Here is an 18192-nt window from a genome sequence, read left to right as displayed (position 1 = left end):
ACGTGTTAGAGGAACATCTTGATGATTAGTCTCAGTGACTTAAGACAATTTAAAACTGATGGACGCAAATTTTCTTGTCTGACCTGTTACGACGCCAGTATGGCAAAGGCAATGGAAATTGCAGAAGTCGACAGCATTTTAATTGGTGATTCTTTAGGGATGTCGATCCAGGGCCGTGATTCAACCCTGCCCGTGACTGTGGAAGATATGGCTTACCATACCGCTGCGGTACGCCGTGGGAATCAGCATGCCTTCATTATGACTGACTTGCCATTTATGAGTTATGCCACTTTAAATGACGCATTGATAAGCTCAAAAACCGTCATGCAAGCTGGCGCGCAAATGGTCAAAATGGAAGGCGGAGCCTGGTTAAGTGAAACTGTCACTGTTTTGACACGTAATGGCATTCCAGTCTGTGTACACTTGGGTTTAACGCCTCAATCTGTTCATGTCTTTGGCGGATATAAATTACAGGCACGTACCCGTGAAGCAGCGGATCAACTGATTGCAGATTGTAAAGCCGTGGTAGAAGCGGGTGCTGCATTATTATTATTAGAATGTGTACCTGCACAATTGGGTAAAGAAATTAGTGAATTGTTCCCGCATATTCCAGTGATTGGGATTGGTGCAGGTGCAGATACCGACGGTCAGGTGCTAGTCGTTCAAGATATGCTGGGCTTGACCTTTGGTCGCGTGGCTAAATTTGTACGTAACTTTATGAAAGAACAGGCAGGGGAAACTGCAATTCTGGATGCTTTTAAAGCCTACCATGCTGCAGTACAGGATGGTTCTTTCCCTGCTAAAGAACAAACTTTTCAAGTCGAGCTGTAAACATGAAAACTGAAACCACTATTCAAGGATTAACCGCTTCACTTAGTCCAGCTCGAGCGGCACGAAAAATTATTGGTTTTGTCCCGACCATGGGGAATTTGCATGAAGGTCATTTAAACCTGGTGCGTGAAGCACGCAAGATATGTGATGTCGTGGTGGTTAGTATTTTTGTCAATCCAATTCAGTTTGGTCCAAATGAAGATTTTGAAAATTATCCACGTACTTTAGAACAGGATAGCCATTTGTTGGCAGATGTGGGATGTGACATTGTATTTGCACCAAGTGTTGAGCAAATGTATGGCAATAAACCACGTTTAACTAATATCACTGTGTCTGAAATTACTAACGATTTATGTGGTTTACAGCGTCCAGGTCATTTCGATGGCGTGGCTGTGGTTGTGACTAAACTGTTTAATATGGTGCAGCCGAATTTTGCATTCTTTGGACAAAAAGATTATCAGCAACTGGCGGTGATTCGTCAGTTTGTACGTGATTTGAATATTCCATTGGAAGTGATTGGTGTGCCGATCACCCGTGCAGAAGATGGTTTGGCTTTAAGCTCGCGTAATGGTTATTTAAGTGAACAACATCGTCAGATTGCCCCGACAATTTACCAAAGTTTAAAAGCGGCTGAACAAGAACTGCAAAATGGTGTTGCTCTAGCGGAAGTGTTGGAAAATATTAAGCAAAAGTTGACACAAGTGGGTTTTATTGTGGATTATGTGGAAGCACGTACTCCAGAATTACAAAAAATTGAAGCATTTGATCAGGATGTCGTTTTGTTTGTAGCTGCTAAATTAGGTACAACTCGACTGATTGATAACTTGCAAGTTAAGTATACTGCATAAAATTTAGTCATAGGACAGCCTTGCCATGAAGCGTATTTTAATCGTTACAGGACAATCTGGATCAGGAAAATCATCTGCCTTGCAGGTGCTTGAGGATTTGGGCTATTACTGTATTGATAATTTACCATTGGCATTGCTGCCTGAAATTGTTGCCAAACTGGACAGTGAAAATAATTTAGAGCAATTGGCTTTAGGGGTGGATGTACGCAGTACCCGTGCAGATCTACAAGAGTTTGATCATGTTTTTGAACAACTGCAAAGACATGGTTCGGTGGATATCATTTATTTGACCACACAAGATCAACAATTGATTTCCCGTTTTAGTGCATCGCGGCGTCCACATCCTTTATCCAGTCGTTTTAAAAGTTTGAATCAGTGTATTCAGGAAGAAAAAACCTTATTGCTTCCGATACAATTACGTTCCACAGTTCATATTGATACCAGTGATAAAAGTGTGCATGATCTAAAGCACACTTTGTTGTCTAAACTTGGACAATCCGATAACTTAATTTTAATTTTACAATCTTTTGGTTATAAACACGGTATTCCCCTCGATGCCGATTATGTGTTTGACGTACGTCATTTGCCTAATCCGCATTGGGATCTGGAATTGCGAAAATATTCAGGTTTAGATTTACCTGTACAACAGTTTTTGCTGCAAAGTGAACAAACCAACGAGATGTTCGAAGACATTTATCATTTTTTAGATAAATGGTTGCCTGCCTTTGCAGAGGGGCATCGTCACTATATGACGGTGTCTATTGGGTGTACGGGAGGGCAGCACCGTTCAGTATATATTGTGGATAGACTCAAAAAGGCTCTTGAGGCAAAATGGTCTATTCAGGTCTTACACAGGGAAATGAAGCACTGGTCATGATTGACACAACTGTTGACGTAATTAACAAACTAGGTTTACATGCGCGTGCGTCTGGAAAGCTAATTGAAGTTACCACCAAATTTCGTTCATCGATTCAAATTGGTAAAGGTGACAAATTAGTCGATGCAAAAAATATTATGTCCTTGCTCATGCTCGGTGCAGGCAAAGGCACAACTTTACGTTTAGTGCTTGAAGGTGCAGATGAAGAACAAGCTTTATCTGAAATTCAGGCACTATTTGCAGCAAAATTTTACGAGGCAGATTAATCGTGGCACGTCGACCGCAACAGCGTTTTACTGAAGATGACTTTGAAACTTTAGAAGGACGTGCAAGCAAAACCGAACAAAAAAAAGCAGTTCAGCGTATGGCTGCTTTAGGTGAACAACTCTCTGAATTGAGTCTTAAACAAATTCAGAAACTCCCTGTGGAAGAACGTTTAATTGATGCGTTGTTAGACGTACGTAATATTACGTCACATGAAGCACGCCGTCGCCAATTTCTCCGGATTGGTAAATTATTGCGCAATGAAGATGAGGCAGTGATTTTATCTTATTTGACCCCGCAACAAGGTGCGAAAAAAACCGCACAATTGCAGCGTTGGGTTGACCGAATGATTGCACAGGGTGATCCAGCAATCAAAGAATTCATGAAAGCGCATAATGCGGCTGAACATCATCCGATTCGTCAGCATATCTTGCGTATTCAGCGTGATATCACCAAACAATTGCCTGAAGAACAAGTCGCTGCTTCTAAGTTGAAATTATTTAACTATATTCAGCAAGTGGCATTGATTTCAGATAACTGATTTTTTGTTCAGTGATAGAAATAAAAAAGCGGTTCATATGAGCCGCTTTTTTATGCTTTGGTATTTCGCTCTTGCGCTTTGCGACAATGCAGTGCATTGTCGCTTGCTCAGGGATAGAGTTAGAGAGAGGGTTGTGGGGTGAGGGTAAATTACTGAAACTCACCTGTAGCACGTTCTTTTGCCCAGTCACGCAAGATGAATTTTTGCAGTTTCCCGGTTGAGGTTTTTGGAATTTCTGTAATCACCAGATCTTTAGGCACTTTGAAACGTGCTAGATGTTGTTTGCAGAATTCAATCAGTTCTTCAGGTGTTGCTGTTTTACCTTGTTTGAGTTCCACAAAGGCACATGGAACTTCCTGCCAGCGTGGATCAGGCTTCGCAACCACCGCCGCAGTCAGCACAGCCGGATGTTGATACAGCACTTCTTCCACTTCAAGCGATGAAATATTTTCTCCGCCGGAAATAATCACATCTTTGGAACGGTCGGTGATTTTGGCATAGCCATCGGGCTGGCAAACGGCAAGGTCACCGGTATGGAACCAGCCACCGGCAAAGGCTTCCGCTGTTGCCTCAGGGTTTTTCAGATACCCCTTCATCACAATGTTACCACGGAACATAATTTCGCCCATGGTGTGACCATCATGTGGAACTTCCTGCATGGTTTCAGGATCAAGCACTTTCATACCGTCTTGTAATGGGTAAGGAACACCTTGACGTGAATGCAACTGTGCTTGTTCTTGAATCGACAAATCACTCCAGCCGGCTTGAGAAGCACACAGTGCCGAAGGACCGTAGGTTTCTGTCAGACCGTAAACATGAGTCACGTTAATGCCGATATTGCGCATACCTTCAATGATTGCTGCAGGAGGAGCGGCACCCGCCACCATCACTTCGACACGGTGATCAATCTCGGTCTTTTTCTCTTCAGGCGTGTTGATCAGCATCGACAGAACAATCGGTGCGCCACAGAAGTAATCCACTTTATGTTCAGCAATCAATTTGAAGATCAGTTCAGCATCGACTTTACGTAAGCAGACATTGGTTCCGCCGTTGGCAGCCATGGTCCAGGCAAAGCACCAGCCATTACAGTGGAACAGGGGCAGTGTCCATAAATAGGTGGCGCGAGGCATCATGCCGCAAGCAATGATATTACTGGCTGCGTTAATGTAGGCACCGCGATGATGGTAAACCACACCTTTAGGGTTGCCCGTGGTTCCAGAAGTGTAACTTAAGCTGATAGCATCCCATTCATCTTGTGGTAAATGCCATTCAAAATTTGCATCACCTTGGGCAATCCAGTCTTCATATTCGATTTGACCAATACGGCTGTCTTCACCTTCAAATTCTTCATCGGCCACATCAATTACATAGATGTCTTGTGGAACCAAGGCAAGCGCTTCAGTTGCAAGCGCTGTAAATTCAGGATCAACCAATAAGACTTTGCTTTCAGCATGTTCCAGCATGAAAGCAAGGGTTTTGGCATCCAGACGGGTATTTAAGGTGTTGAGGACTGCGCCTGCCATCGGCACAGCAAAATGCGCTTCAATCATGGCAGGAACGTTAGGTAGCAGTACTGAAACGGTATCATTTTTACCGATGCCTAATTTTTGGAGTTGGTTGGCAAACTGACGGCAACGGTTGTATTTCTCACGCCAAGTGATTCGGCGCTTACCGTGAATAATCGCGTTCTGATTGGGATAGATATAAGCTGCACGATCAAGATAGCGTAAAGGTGACAACGCTACAAAATTTGCGGGGGTACGCGGTAATTCATCATATGCGCTAACCATTGGGAAACTCCGTTGTATATTTATTTTCATATCCTGTTGAAAAGATATGTATTTATCATGAATGTTGCATTTATGCTTTAGTCGAGTACGTTTTTATAAATTTTAAGCTATTGAATATTAATGAAAATATTTAACCGTACTTAAATGTTTTGAACGCATGGGTTCCCATGTTTGATTTTTTAGGTATTTTACTCTACTTGAGCAATTAAAATAATATCAGCCAAGGAAGAATAATGAAAATACAACAGGCGGATGAAGTGTGGCGAAATTGGTCAGGGAGCCAGTCCAGTGCTGCGCGGATTGTTCAGCCCAGCCAGATTAGTTAATTACAAAGTTTGGCGGGAGCCATTTCTACCGGAACGCATGGCACAGGCATCGATTTACCTTGCATATCTGCTTTTGTGGAAGGCTTTGAATTACTGACCGCGGATGGAGAGCTGTTGCAATGTCATCGTGAGCAGAATGCTGAGATATTTCTGGCTGGACGGGTAGCATTGGGCAGTTTGGGTATATTGACCCAAATCACCCTGCAAAATCGACCATGCTTTAAATTAAAAGAACAGATTCGGCTGTGTTCATTAAAAGACGTATTTACCCATATTGATCAATGGAAACATCAGCACCGACATATTGAATTCTGGGCTTTTTTACATACCAATCCCTATCTGCAAAAACTGCTGAGTGTGTTTGTAAAACCAAGTTGCTATGTGGATTGGTCATCCTGGATTTTTCCGACCCCGCGCAAGACCAAATTTAATGAAATGGAATATCAGATTCCGGTCAATTTAGGTTTACAGTGTCTGGATGAAATTTTACATACCTTACGCAAACATCAAGTGCCGATGTTTTTCCCGATCGAATTTCGTTATGTCAAAGGGGATGATATCTGGCTCAGTCCTTTTTATCAGCGTGATTCAGTTTCTATTTCCATTCATCAGTTCTATAAACAGGATTATCATGCGATCTTTGATTTGGTCGAACCGATTTTACAGAAATATCAGGGACAGCCACATTGGGGGAAATTGCATAGCATGACAGCAACTTCGCTTCGCGATTTATACCCGAAATGGGACGATTTTATGGCGTTGCGTCAGCAATTGGATCCACATCAAAAATGGCTGAATCTATATTTAAAGCAATTATTTTTGCCTGGAAAATGAGGAGAGGGCGATGCAATCAAATTATTTTCAGCAATTAACTCAGGATTTAAAACAGCAGGGTACTGGCACCCCGCAACTGATTCTGGATTTGGCTCAATATCAACATAATTTGGACTATGTACAGTCAAAATTGCCTGTGCAGTTAAAACCACGTCTGGTGGTGAAATCCTTAGCCAGCATCCAGCTACTCAAACTGGCCAGTGAAAAACTGAATACCCAGCGCTTTATGGTGTTTCATCTGCCGCATCTTGCGGAAATTATGGGATCATTTCCGCAAGCCGATATTTTGCTGGGAAAACCGATGCCGATTCAGGCCGTAAGACATTTTTATCAAACTTCACCTGAGCAAAATAAAGCAAATGATCAAGCAAACATTTAATGGCTGATTGATGATGTGGCGCGATTACAACAATATTAGCAAATCGCGCAACGACTCAATATTCGTTTGCATGTAAATATTGAAATTGATGTCGGTTTGCATCGCGGTGGAGTACAGAATTCGCAGCAATTTGTTGCATTGCTCCAGCTGATTCAACAGCATTTAAAACTAGCCGGTCTGATGGGCTATGATGCACATGTAGCAAAACTGCCGAAAATTCTGAAAAGCCCCGAAAAAACTTATCAACAATCGCAACAAATTTATCAACAATACAAAAGTATTCTTCAGCAGCAATTTCCGGATTTATGGCATGAAAACCTATGTTTTAACGGTGGAGGGAGTCCAACCTTTATGCACCATTGTCAGTAGAGCGAATGTAATGATTTGGCTTTTGGCTCGATGCTGCTCAAGCCCAGTGATTTTGATCTGGACAATTTATCAGAACTAGAATGTGCACTCTGGATTGCTACACCCGTGTTAAAAGTTTTGCCTTATAGCCAGTTACCCGGTCTAGAAATGTTGGATTATCTTCCACATCATTATCAAGCTTTGTTTGTCTATGGGGGCTATTGGCGAGCAGATTATATTTATCCTGAAAAAAGTCAGCCGCACATTTTGTATGGCCGCAGCAGTAATCAGGAAATACTTCAGGTTCCCAAACAGTACGAAATTTCTGTCGATGATTATGTGTTTTTAAGGCCACAACAGAGCGAAGCGATTATTCCACAATTCGCCCATCTCTATGTATATGAACATAGGAAATTTGAAGTTTGGGAAACCTGTCGAGAGTAAATATGGGGTCGTTTAAACCATAAATCATCACTTCATATATCCGCTTAAAACTAAATTTTGGTTATGAAGCCGAATTTTATTGGGGAAAAGGTTTAATCGAAGGGGTAAGACGTGTAAAATTCTAATCGATTTTTATTTATCCACCGTTTTTATCTTTTGAGGTTCTCCTCGATCATAATCTCGCGGTGATATGCCCTATGGTACGGGGCATCACTCCTTAAGGATTTCTTATGCCAATTATCACTTTGCCAAATGGCGATCAAAAACAGTTTGATCACGCCATATCTGTGATGGACGTTGCCCTCAGCATTGGTCCTGGTCTTGCAAAAAATACAGTTGCTGGTCGCGTTAACGACCGTTTAGTCGATGCGTCTGATCTCATCACTGAAGATGCAACACTACAAATTATTACGCCTAAAGACGATGCCGGTGTCGAAATTATTCGTCACTCATGTGCGCATTTGGTTGGCCATGCTGTTAAGCAATTGTTCCCAGAAGCAAAAATGGTGATTGGTCCGGTCATTGAAGAAGGTTTCTACTATGACATCTGGATGCCACGTCCATTCACATTAGACGACATGGCAGCGATTGAAGAGCGTATGAAAAAGCTCATTGATCAAGACTATGAAGTCGTGAAAAAAATGACTCCACGTGATGAAGTGATTGCAGAATTCACAGCACGTGGCGAAGAATACAAACTGCGTTTGATTGCAGACATGCCTGAAGAAACACAAATGGGCTTGTACTACCATCAAGATTATTTGGATATGTGCCGTGGTCCGCACGTTCCAAACACCAAATTCTTAAAATCATTCAAGCTGACTAAAATCTCTGGTGCTTACTGGCGCGGTGATGCGAAGAATGAACAGTTACAACGTATTTACGGTACAGCTTGGGCAGACAAGAAACAGCTTGCTGCCTATGTAAAACGTATTGAAGAAGCAGAAAAACGCGATCACCGTAAAATCGGTAAAGCGCTTGACTTGTTCCATATGCAAGAAGAAGCACCGGGTATGGTGTTTTGGCATCCAAACGGTTGGACCATTTACCAAGTCCTTGAACAATACATGCGTAAAGTTCAGCAAGACAATGGCTATGAAGAAATCCGTACACCACAGGTTGTAGATTTCACTTTGTGGGAAAAATCAGGACATGCTGCAAACTATGCAGACAACATGTTCACCACACATTCTGAAAACCGCAACTATGCGGTGAAGCCAATGAACTGTCCTTGTCATGTGCAAGTGTTCAACCAGGGTTTAAAATCGTACCGTGATCTTCCAGTACGTTTAGCAGAATTCGGTTCATGTCACCGTAACGAACCATCGGGTTCATTACACGGCATTATGCGTGTTCGTGGCTTTACTCAGGATGATGCGCATATCTTCTGTACCAAAGAACAAATTGGTCAAGAAGTTGCAGACTTTATCAAATTGACACTGGATGTATACAAAGACTTTGGCTTCGAAGAAGTACAAATGAAGTTGTCGACTCGTCCTGAAAAACGTGTTGGTGAAGATGCACTTTGGGATATGGCGGAAAAATCTTTGGCAGATGCTTTAGATGCTGCTGGTCTGGCTTGGGATTTACAACCAGGTGAAGGCGCATTCTACGGTCCGAAAATTGAATTCTCACTGAAAGACTGCTTAGGTCGTATCTGGCAATGTGGTACTATTCAGTGTGACTTCAACTTACCAGGGCGTTTAGATGCGTCTTATGTCACAGAAGATAATGATCGTGATCAGCCTGTGATGTTGCACCGTGCAATTCTAGGTAGTTTTGAACGATTTATTGGTATACTTATTGAGCACTATGCTGGTTTCATGCCACCATGGTTATCACCAGTTCAAGCGTGTGTAATGAATATTACTGATTCTCAAGCCGAGGCATGTGAGTCAGTCGTCGCTAAACTTAAAGAAAGTGGAATTCGTACCATTTCTGACTTGAGAAATGAGAAAATCGGCTTTAAGATTCGTGAACGTACTTTAGAGCGTATTCCTTACTTACTGGTTCTTGGAGACCGTGAAGTAGAGGAAGGTACTGTGAATGTCCGTACCCGCTCAGGAAAAAATTTAGGTACTATGTCAATCGATGCCTTCGTTGACCTAGTGAAAGCAGCCGTAGCCGAACGCGGCCGGTACATTGTGGAGTAACAGCGATTAAACAGCCTGACCGTAATCAACAGGGCGGTAACAAATCAAACCGTCCTGCCTTGAATGATGAAATTCGTGCAAAAGAAGTCCGTCTTGTAGACGAAAATGGCGAGCAAAAAGGTATCGTAAGCTTGGCTGATGCCTTACGTGCAGCAGAAAGCGTTGAGCTTGATCTTGTAGAGATCGTTGCCAATGCTGAGCCACCCGTTTGTAAGATCATGGACTTCAACAAGCATTTGTTTGATCTTAAGCAAAAGCAGAAAGAAGCGAAGAAAAAACAGCATCAAGTACAGGTGAAAGAAATCAAGCTACGCCCTGCGACTGATGTTGGTGATTACAACGTAAAATTACGTGCAATTATCAAGTTCCTTGAAGAAGGCAACAAGGTAAAAATCACCTTACGCTTCCGTGGTCGTGAAATGGCTCACCAACAATTAGGTCTTGCTCAATTGCAAAAAGTTGAAGCAGACGTAATCGAATACGGTACAGTCGAGCAATCACCAAAAATGGAAGGTCGTCAAATGGGTATGCTACTTGGACCAAAACGTAAAAAGTAAGCACTCATTGATCCATTGATAAAAAAGCACTGCCAATGCAGTGCTTTTTTTATGGCTTAGGATTTGGTTTAAAATTCCAATACTGGGACGGACTTGGATAATCTGTTGGTAAAGATGATTATTTTTTATTCCTAAAATGCCAATCTATGCTTTTTGACCCAAAAAGAAAGACCCAAGAAGGGTCTTTCTCAATAAGAGAGATTTATTGTGCGTCTACGCTGGTCTTTTCCGTATTTTCAATCGCCGTCTTTTTACCAATCGGAATTTGGCGCGGCATGGCTTCTTCAGGAACAGAACGTTGCAAATCTATTTTCAATAAACCATTTTCATAATTGGCTTGTTGTACCTCAATATGTTCATCTAGGCGTAGCGACAGTTTAAATGAGCGACTGGCGATGCCTTTATGCAAAAATTCAACAGTGGTATCTGACTTTTCTTCTACAGCTTTACCGGTAATCGTGAGTAGCTGATTTTCAAGATTAATCTCAAGTTGATCTTCATTAAAGCCCGCTGTAGCAACGACAATTCGATAGTTGTTATCACCTGTTTTTTCAATGTTATAGTTCGGATAATTGGGGGTATCGCTTTGCATGGCGTAATCAAATAGATCATTGAGACGGTCAAAACCAATGCTACGACGGAATAGGGGAGTAAGACTGATATTGCTCATTGATATAACCTCTTGAGTGCAAATAATTTTTATAAACAAGATTGCAATTCTGTTATGCATGCATGAACAGTATGTAGAACAATATCTGATAAGATCATTGTCCTCTGTTATATATTGTACTGTTTTTAGTGCTTTCAAGAATTCAGCTTGAAAAATTTATAAGCTTTTAATGTTGAATAAAAACAATTGATTATGCTTGATTATTTTGTGTTTTAAACTTCAGTAAAGCTTGATGATTTATCAATATAAAACATGATATAAGTATCAACACAGTTCAATAATGTCATGCAAAATGAGAACGACAAAAGGTAGGAAACATGATTGATCTATATTATTGGGGAACGCCCAATGGTCATAAAATTACAATCGCTTTAGAAGAGATGGGCTTGGATTATCAAATTTTCCCCATCAATATTATGGAAAATGATCAGTTTCAACCTGACTTTTTACGTATTTCTCCAAACAATAAAATTCCGGCAATTGTCGATCAGGATGGCCCGCGTGGCGAAGCCATTTCAGTCTTTGAATCTGGTGCCATTTTACAATATTTAGGACGTAAAACAGGCTTGTATTATCCAGACGATGAACAGCAACGCGTTGAAGTTGAACAGTGGTTGATGTGGCAAATGGGCGGTTTGGGTCCGATGCTTGGGCAGAATCATCATTTTGGTAAATTTGCGCCTGAAAAAATCCCCTATGCGATTGATCGTTATGTAGCCGAGACCAAACGTTTGTACGGTGTGTTGAACAAGCAGTTGATTGGTCAAAAGTACGTGGCGGGTGAATATTCAATTGCCGATATGGCAATTCTGCCGTGGATTTTGCGTTATGAGTGGCAGCAGATTCAACTCGAAGATTATCCATACGTAAAAGAATATGTAGATCACTTGACCGCACGCCCAGCAGTGCAACGTGCTTTGGCAATTCAAGTGAATGCCTGAGGATAAAAATTGAAAAATGTTTTTTGTGCTAAGATTGGAGAATAATACCGCTTAAATCTCGCAAAAATAAACCACCCGTTGCTGTGGTTTTTTATTGGACCTCATGGCTATGAAAGACTTTTTCTTAAATTTAACGCATATTATTGAAACAAATAAGAAAATTTATTGGGCAATTATCTTTGGTATTGCAGCTTGCTTATTGTTGTTTATTGCTGAAGTGGTGCATATGCAGTCAGTGGCAGAGACGCTAAAAGCCAATGATCCATCGGTATCCAAAGAAATATTTGGTGTGATTGCTCATCGTTATAGTTTGATGCGATGGTTGGTGATGGCTTTATTCATTGTTTGGTCTATTTATGAATATAAATCTACCAAGAAAAAACTCGGTCTTTAAACCGTTGTTCACCTAATGCTGTCCTACGCTTTACTGTTTATTTCTGCCTTTGGCGCAGCGACTTTATTGCCATTACAGTCCGAAGCCGTTTTATTGGCACTGTTGGCCGAGGGTAGTCATTCAGTTATTGGACTGCTGTTTGTTGCAAGCTTGGGAAATATTTTGGGTTCCTGTGTAAACTGGTGGCTAGGTTTGCAAATCGAACACTATAAAGATAAAAAATGGTTTCCCGTTTCAGAGCAGAAAATGTTGAAAGCACAGGGAATCTACCAAAAGTATGGTTACTGGTCGTTGCTATTGAGTTGGGTGCCGATCATTGGCGATCCAATTACCTTGATTGCGGGCTTATTCAAAGAAAACTTTTGGCAGTTTTTATTGATGGTGAGTCTTGCGAAAGTGGGGCGCTATTTATTTATCTATAGCGCTTTTTCAATGTTTTAAAAAAGAGATGCATTGCGCATCTCTTTTCATTGCCTAGATTACTGACAGTGATTTAAATCGAACTTGATTTCATCTTTAAGAGTCGATTTTTTATAAACCCAATATTTACGTGGTACATCTACTTTTACACTTGAGACTGCGCGTACAATTTGTTGGTCTAAAGCATAAATGCCAGAACCATTTTTCACTTTTATTTTTTTCACATCTCCATGTTTATTCACTTTAAAGGTGAATTTCACTGTACGATTGTGCCCATTGAGTTGTTCAGAATCGATATCTAAAGCGGGTTGAGCACGATATGAAAAGGGGGCTTTTTTGTCTTGCTGCTGAGCCTGCCAGTTTTTAGAATTAAAGTTGTATTGGCAAACTTCTGCATAATCCTCTTGGCTTAGTTTAAGGCTAAAGGTTTGATAGCCAATTTGTGGAATGGCAGTGTCATTTTCGACATAGGGTTTTACCTGCGCCTCACGAACCGCTTTAATTAACAGATCATCTAAATGCGTTAAGCCGGTACTTTCTTGTACGCTGGCTTTGCTGATACTGCCGGTTTCATCGGCATAGATACGAATAATCGCGCTACGGTTTTGATCTTCTAAATCTTCACTTTTATAGCTTGGACGTGGAAATTTGCTCCACTGAATGCGCGTGGTTAAATGCGCGGGAAGGGCTGCGCTTTTCTGAACCGAGAGTTGTTTTGGTGCTTTAGGTGCAGCGCTATAGGTAGCACTTAACGGTAAGCTCATAAGTAGAGAAAAACACAGGATTTTCTTCATAAATATTTATTTCTTTAATCAGGCCAGAGGTTGTATGGATAGCGGAGCATTGTGAGTGCGAAGTATTTCCTGAATTAGAAATACTCGCAAGTCTAAAAAGTGAATTAACGTATTTGATCATCACCTTGAGTGATGTCTACGCCAAATAAATCATGGGTTTTTGCCCAACTTATCGCAACCACGACCATGGTTATACATCCACCAAACACCGTTGCCATAATGGTGCCCATATATTTTGCGGCTAAGCCAGATTCAAATGCCCCAAGTTCATTGCTGCTTGAGACAAACATGCCGTTTACTGCGGCAACGCGGCCACGCATATTTTCAGGTGGATAAATCTGCAGGATGGTTTGACGAACCACCACTGAAATACTGTCACAGGCTCCGGTCATGGCTAAAGCAAACAGGGACAACCACATGTTATTGGAAAAGGCAAACAATAGCGTAAACACCCCAAAACCCGCCACGGCAAGCAGCATATTGCGCCAGGCATTTTGAGTAGGGGGAAACTTGGTTAAGGCAATCATGGTAAAAAGTGCGCCAATGGAAGGTGCGGCACGCAAATAACCCAACCCTTCAGGACCGACTTTTAGAATATCTTCTGCAAAAATAGGCAGCAGGGCAATTACCCCACCAAAGAGAACAGAAACCAAATCCAGTGAAATCGCCCACAGTACGATTTTAGTTTTCCAGATAAAGCGGAAACCATCACCCAAACTTTCGATCAAATTATTCGTTTCAATTTTTGGGAAGCTACGGTTTTGTAGCAGGTTAATCAGGATAAAACAGATACTCAACAATACCGCGACTGATAGCAAACTGGTTTCGCGACCTAAAAATGCCAACATGAAACCACCGAGCATGGGACCAATAATCACGCCACTTTGCCAACCGATCGTGGTCCAGGTTGCACCATTGGCATAGAGTTCACGTGGAATCAGGAAAGGCTTGAGTGAAGTTGCAGAAGGATTGTAAAAACCACGAATCGTACCCAAGCCAAAAACAACGGCATAGATTCCCCAAGAAAGGGTATTTATCCCAATTTCACCTACACCATAGGTATGAAACAGCCACCATAAAACCAGAGGTAAGGGCACGGCAAAGAACAAACAGATTTTCATAATGGTCTGTTTATTAAAGCGGTCTGCAAAATAGCCGCCCCACAAAGACAGGGTGATAAACGGAATAGCTTCAGCTAAACCAATTAAACCTAGCGTCAGTGGGTCTTTGGTAATTTGATAAAGTGAATACGCGACAATAATTTCTTGAATTAAAATGGCGAGGGTGAGACAGAACTGGTTCACCGTAACAATAGAGAAGTCACGATAGCGCAGTGCTGCAAAAGCATCCTGTGCGGGAGTCATATTGGTCCAATATTCTTATGTTGTGATAATTATAGTGCTGAATAGTTGATTTATTAATAAAAACATCGCGCATTTGATATTGGAAATAAGACTAAGAGAAGCGGACGATTGGTCGTGTATTTTAAGGATATTTGCTTTTGTTTTAAGCAAAGATGCTTTAGAATACTGGCTCCCTTACCTGCAGGTCGTTTTGTAATGGTGCAAACGAGCCGAACAGGTGTTCAAAAGAGGTTGTTATGCCTAAGATGAAAACTCGCCGTGGTGCAGCTAAACGCTTTAAAGCGACTGCTAACGGTTTTAAGCGTAAACAAGCGTTCAAACGCCACATTTTGACCAAAAAATCTGCTAAGCGTATTCGTCAATTACGCGGCTGTGTAATGGTTCACGTAAGTGACGTTGCTTCAGTTCGCCGTATGTGCCCGTACATCTAAGGAGATTATAAATGGCTCGTGTAAAACGTGGTGTACAGGCTCATCGCCGTCACAAAAAAATTCTTGCTCGCGCTAAAGGTTACTATGGTGCTCGTTCACGCGTTTACCGCGTAGCGTTCCAAGCGGTAATCAAAGCTGGTCAATATGCCTACCGTGACCGTCGTCAGAAGAAACGTCAATTCCGCGCTTTGTGGATTGCACGTATCAATGCTGGTGCGCGTCTTAACGGTTTGTCATACAGCCGTATGATTGCTGGCTTGAAAAAAGCTCAAGTAATTATCGACCGTCGCGTTTTAGCTGACATCGCTATGCATGACGCAGTTGCGTTTGCTGCATTGGCGACTAAAGCGAAAGATGCTTTGGCTGCATAAGTCTTTATGACTTTAAAAAAGACCGCTTTTAGCGGTCTTTTTTTATTTTGAGTTTCCAAAAATACCGAACAATTTTAATCAAATCTGCGTTTTGGAAATGTCGATAAGATAAATAAACCAATTGCAGCAAAGCCGATCAGCTGAATAATAAGCATCAGTCTATGTTCTGCCGGCAGCATTGAAATTAAAGTAATTAAAGCGATCAGCGGCATCACAAAAGTTAAAATGGCGAAACCTTTTTTATAAGGATTATCTTCCGCTATTTTTAAGCTTAAAGTCCTTAACCCATGTAGGCTCATCCCAATGACAATACTAATACCTGTAAACATTGGTGAAAGTTGTTGCACTGTAGAACACAGATAAATCATCACACAGGTGGCAATACAGACAATCAGCTTCATTTGGCGGGTACATTTATCTGAATACCAAAATTCCAGCATTATTTTTTCTCGTCTGAAGCATCATTTTTATTCAGTAAAGATAAAGGTGAAAATAAACAGATGGCTAAAGCCGTAAAACCAATACCTTGCGCACCCGGAATTAAAATTTCACCTTCTTTCATCTGCATAAAAATAAGGGCCAGTAATAGTGCAATCGGAATCCAAGTCAGGAGGCGATATAGCAATCCGGTTGGATTTTTTGAGGCAAAATGAATTTTGCAATAACGACAAATCAGAAAAATAATACCCGTGCCTAAGAACATGAGAATTGCATCAGGTTTTAGCGGTTCCATCCAGTAAAGTATGCCTGTTGAAATCGCAATCGATACAAAGATCATGAGTTTACGGAGGATGGAAACTTTAGGATTAAACCAAAATTCGAGCATATTCTTCTGATAGATAAACGAGGACTGACTGCACTTTAGCAAAAACAAAGCTAAAAAAGCGAGGCTTTTGCCTCGCTAAAAATTAAGTATTTTTCTGTGGGCCCCAATCATAAATTTTCTTTTGGTAGGCATACCACATCATCCAGAGGCCAATCAAAATCATCGGTACAGTCAGGAATTGGCCCTTACTCATCCAGCCAATAAACAGCTGCCCATTGTCCGGTTCACGGAAGAATTCCACCACAAAGCGTGCAATACCGTAACCAATCAGGAACAAGGCTGAAACGGCCATACGTGGACGCGGTTTTGAACTGAACCACCACAACACAATAAACAGAATTAAACCTTCAGCCAATGCCTGATAAAGCTGTGATGGGTGACGCACCAATTGCAGCGGATCGGTCGGGAAAATCATGCCCAATGCAAAGTTTGGGTCAGTGACTTGGCGACCGTAGAGTTCGCCACCAATGAAGTTGCCAATACGGCCGAACATCAAGCCAGTTGGTACGCAAGGAGCAATAAAGTCCAGCGTTTGGAACCAAGTTTTCTGGTATTTCTTGCACCAGAACAGCATGGCAATCATCACGCCCAAGAAGCCGCCATGGAAGCTCATGCCACCAGTCCAGACCTGAAATAGCCAGAGCGGATTGGCCAGAAACTGTTCAAAGCCATAAAAGAACACGTAGCCTACACGACCACCAATTACTACACCTAAGGCGCCATAGAAAATCAGGTCAGACACCATGTCGGGTGTCCAGCCATCACGGTGTTTGGTGCGATAAGTGGCAAGTCCCCAGGCAAATAAAAATGCCAGTAAATACATCAGTCCATACCAATGGACTTGTAACGGCCCCAGCGATACGGCAACTGGGTCAATATTTGGATAGGTCAGCATTCCTGTTCCTTGTGATTCTGTTTTGCACAGATTTTAGCTGAATGTGATGAAAAATGTTGTACATTCAATGTGTAAAGATAAAGAGCATGGATTATGTGTATTGTCGCTTTAGCTTGGCAAGTCTTGGAAGATACGCCTTTGTGTCTGATTTCCAATCGGGATGAGTTTTATCAGCGCCCGACCAACGGTTTAAAAGCTTGGGGAAATAGCCCGATTATTGCCGGACAAGATCTACAGTCTGGCGGCACCTGGATGGGCGTAACGAAATCAGGACGATGGGCGGTAGTGACCAACTTTCGAGATGCAACCGATAAAAAAACCTATCCGACTTCACGCGGTCATCTGATTCAAGCTTTTTTAGAGTCGGATTTAACGCCCATCCGCTTTGCTCAAGCGTTAGAAAAACGCCAGTGTGATTATGCCGGTTTTAATTTATTGCTCGGCGATCAAGATCAGGCGGTTTATATGAGTAACCGCGGTGAAGCCCCTCAGGTTTTAGCCAAAGGGGTATATGTTGTATCCAATGGTTTAATGACTGAACATTGGGAAAAGACTAAACATTTACGTAAACGCTTTACCCAAGAATTCTTGCCGATGTTGCAGCAGGCTTCTATTACTGAACCGGATCTTGAATTTACGGTGTGGGACATTTTAGAAGATGAACGAAAAATTATTCCTGAACTGCTTCCACAAACCGGTATTAGTGCAGAGATGGAAGAATTACTTTCATCGACTTTTATTCAAAGCCCCGTTTATGGCACCCGTTGTTCAAATTTTTTAAGAATGAAAAATCAGACATGGCTGTGGCAAGAAAAATCCCAGCAAGGGGAACATCAGGGTAGGATTATAAAGTTAAAAATTCCACTTACAAAATAAGAAATACCGGCATAAAGC

The 18192-nt window shown here is 41.7% G+C and carries 20 protein-coding genes and 2 pseudogenes; 15 read left to right on the top strand and 7 right to left on the bottom strand.

Translation table 11 applies throughout. The features are described from left to right. Positions 1 to 21 precede the first annotated feature (21 nt). The 5 genes from panB to yjgA are packed head-to-tail and all read left to right on the top strand — an operon-like array spanning position 22 to position 3361. Positions 22 to 831 carry a 3-methyl-2-oxobutanoate hydroxymethyltransferase gene (gene panB / locus E0409_RS02930; protein ID WP_131287419.1) on the top strand — a complete coding sequence of 270 codons (810 nt, stop codon included), beginning with the start codon at positions 22 to 24 and terminating at the stop codon, positions 829 to 831. A gap of 2 nt (positions 832 to 833) precedes the next feature. Beyond that, entirely contained in the window at positions 834 to 1679 is an 846-nt protein-coding gene (panC, locus tag E0409_RS02925) for a pantoate--beta-alanine ligase (protein WP_131287416.1), read from the top strand. A gap of 25 nt (positions 1680 to 1704) precedes the next feature. Further along, positions 1705 to 2556 carry an RNase adapter RapZ gene (gene rapZ, locus E0409_RS02920; protein ID WP_131287414.1) on the top strand — a complete coding sequence of 284 codons (852 nt, stop codon included), beginning with the start codon at positions 1705 to 1707 and terminating at the stop codon, positions 2554 to 2556. Further along, positions 2553 to 2822 (top strand): HPr family phosphocarrier protein, encoded by a 270-nt coding sequence (locus tag E0409_RS02915; RefSeq protein ID WP_010325935.1) that lies wholly within the window; start codon positions 2553 to 2555, stop codon positions 2820 to 2822. Before rapZ ends, E0409_RS02915 begins: the two co-directional genes overlap by 4 nt. Positions 2823 to 2824: 2 nt before the next feature. Further along, a complete protein-coding gene (gene yjgA, locus E0409_RS02910; RefSeq protein ID WP_131287412.1) occupies positions 2825 to 3361 on the top strand; it encodes a ribosome biogenesis factor YjgA in 537 nt (178 codons plus the stop codon). A 149-nt stretch (positions 3362 to 3510) separates the two neighbouring features. Here yjgA and E0409_RS02905 read toward each other — a convergent pair whose 3' ends face one another. After that, a complete protein-coding gene (locus E0409_RS02905; protein ID WP_131287410.1) occupies positions 3511 to 5151 on the bottom strand; it encodes an acyl-CoA synthetase in 1641 nt (546 codons plus the stop codon). Between the two features lie 329 nt (positions 5152 to 5480). Here E0409_RS02905 and E0409_RS02900 point away from each other — a divergent pair. The 4 genes and pseudogenes from E0409_RS02900 to infC all read left to right on the top strand — a co-directional run. After that, positions 5481 to 6311 (top strand): annotated as a pseudogene (locus tag E0409_RS02900) (D-arabinono-1,4-lactone oxidase); the annotation flags it as partial. Positions 6312 to 6321: 10 nt separating this feature from the next. After that, positions 6322 to 7482 (top strand): annotated as a pseudogene (locus E0409_RS02895) (alanine racemase). 230 nt (positions 7483 to 7712) lie between these two features. After that, a complete protein-coding gene (thrS, locus tag E0409_RS02890) occupies positions 7713 to 9635 on the top strand; it encodes a threonine--tRNA ligase (protein WP_131287408.1) in 1923 nt (640 codons plus the stop codon). 5 nt (positions 9636 to 9640) lie between these two features. Continuing rightward, positions 9641 to 10192: a translation initiation factor IF-3 gene (gene infC / locus E0409_RS02885; RefSeq protein ID WP_131287406.1), complete on the top strand. Its 552-nt coding sequence runs from the start codon at positions 9641 to 9643 to the stop codon at positions 10190 to 10192. Between the two features lie 202 nt (positions 10193 to 10394). Here infC and E0409_RS02880 read toward each other — a convergent pair whose 3' ends face one another. Beyond that, on the bottom strand, positions 10395 to 10862 hold the full coding sequence (locus E0409_RS02880; RefSeq protein WP_131287404.1) for an Hsp20 family protein: 468 nt from the start codon (positions 10860 to 10862) through the stop codon (positions 10395 to 10397). A 317-nt stretch (positions 10863 to 11179) separates the two neighbouring features. Between E0409_RS02880 and E0409_RS02875 the strand changes: the two genes are divergently transcribed. The 3 genes from E0409_RS02875 (at position 11180) to E0409_RS02865 (ending at position 12638) form a co-directional block, all read left to right on the top strand. Further along, positions 11180 to 11803, top strand: a complete 624-nt coding sequence (locus E0409_RS02875; protein WP_131287402.1) for a glutathione S-transferase N-terminal domain-containing protein — start codon at positions 11180 to 11182, stop codon at positions 11801 to 11803. A 109-nt stretch (positions 11804 to 11912) separates the two neighbouring features. Continuing rightward, positions 11913 to 12197, top strand: a complete 285-nt coding sequence (locus E0409_RS02870) for a hypothetical protein (RefSeq protein WP_131287400.1) — start codon at positions 11913 to 11915, stop codon at positions 12195 to 12197. Positions 12198 to 12215: 18 nt separating this feature from the next. After that, complete coding sequence (locus E0409_RS02865; RefSeq protein WP_131287602.1) at positions 12216 to 12638, top strand: YqaA family protein; 423 nt, start codon at positions 12216 to 12218, stop codon at positions 12636 to 12638. 38 nt (positions 12639 to 12676) lie between these two features. Here the strand turns inward: E0409_RS02865 and E0409_RS02860 are convergent, their stop codons facing one another. Together E0409_RS02860 and E0409_RS02855 are read right to left on the bottom strand one after the other, a co-directional pair. Then, entirely contained in the window at positions 12677 to 13411 is a 735-nt protein-coding gene (locus E0409_RS02860) for an energy transducer TonB (RefSeq protein ID WP_131287398.1), read from the bottom strand. 104 nt (positions 13412 to 13515) lie between these two features. Further along, positions 13516 to 14775, bottom strand: a complete 1260-nt coding sequence (locus tag E0409_RS02855) for an MFS transporter (protein WP_131287396.1) — start codon at positions 14773 to 14775, stop codon at positions 13516 to 13518. A gap of 236 nt (positions 14776 to 15011) precedes the next feature. On the opposite strand from E0409_RS02855, the gene rpmI reads away from it, so the two are divergent. Together rpmI and rplT are read left to right on the top strand one after the other, a co-directional pair. After that, a complete protein-coding gene (gene rpmI, locus E0409_RS02850; RefSeq protein WP_004278281.1) occupies positions 15012 to 15206 on the top strand; it encodes a 50S ribosomal protein L35 in 195 nt (64 codons plus the stop codon). Positions 15207 to 15217: 11 nt separating this feature from the next. Continuing rightward, positions 15218 to 15577, top strand: coding sequence for a 50S ribosomal protein L20 (gene rplT, locus E0409_RS02845; protein WP_131287394.1), 360 nt, complete (start codon positions 15218 to 15220; stop codon positions 15575 to 15577). 74 nt (positions 15578 to 15651) lie between these two features. Here rplT and E0409_RS02840 read toward each other — a convergent pair whose 3' ends face one another. The 3 genes from E0409_RS02840 to lgt all read right to left on the bottom strand — a co-directional run bounded on the left by E0409_RS02840 (position 15652) and on the right by lgt (position 17298). Then, complete coding sequence (locus E0409_RS02840; protein ID WP_131287391.1) at positions 15652 to 16017, bottom strand: hypothetical protein; 366 nt, start codon at positions 16015 to 16017, stop codon at positions 15652 to 15654. Further along, positions 16017 to 16403 (bottom strand): hypothetical protein, encoded by a 387-nt coding sequence (locus E0409_RS02835; RefSeq protein ID WP_131287389.1) that lies wholly within the window; start codon positions 16401 to 16403, stop codon positions 16017 to 16019. The genes E0409_RS02840 and E0409_RS02835 overlap by 1 nt, the downstream gene beginning before the upstream one ends. Before the next feature lie 82 nt (positions 16404 to 16485). Further along, complete coding sequence (gene lgt, locus E0409_RS02830) at positions 16486 to 17298, bottom strand: prolipoprotein diacylglyceryl transferase (RefSeq protein WP_131287387.1); 813 nt, start codon at positions 17296 to 17298, stop codon at positions 16486 to 16488. Positions 17299 to 17391: 93 nt separating this feature from the next. Between lgt and E0409_RS02825 the strand changes: the two genes are divergently transcribed. Next, positions 17392 to 18174 carry an NRDE family protein gene (locus tag E0409_RS02825; protein ID WP_131287385.1) on the top strand — a complete coding sequence of 261 codons (783 nt, stop codon included), beginning with the start codon at positions 17392 to 17394 and terminating at the stop codon, positions 18172 to 18174. The last annotated feature ends 18 nt before the right edge of the window (positions 18175 to 18192 follow it).

Source organism: Acinetobacter sp. ANC 4862 (assembly GCF_004336635.1).
Taxonomy (GTDB): domain Bacteria; phylum Pseudomonadota; class Gammaproteobacteria; order Pseudomonadales; family Moraxellaceae; genus Acinetobacter.
Note: the sequence above shows the minus strand (reverse complement) of the source record. Positions and strands in the feature narration are given on the sequence as shown.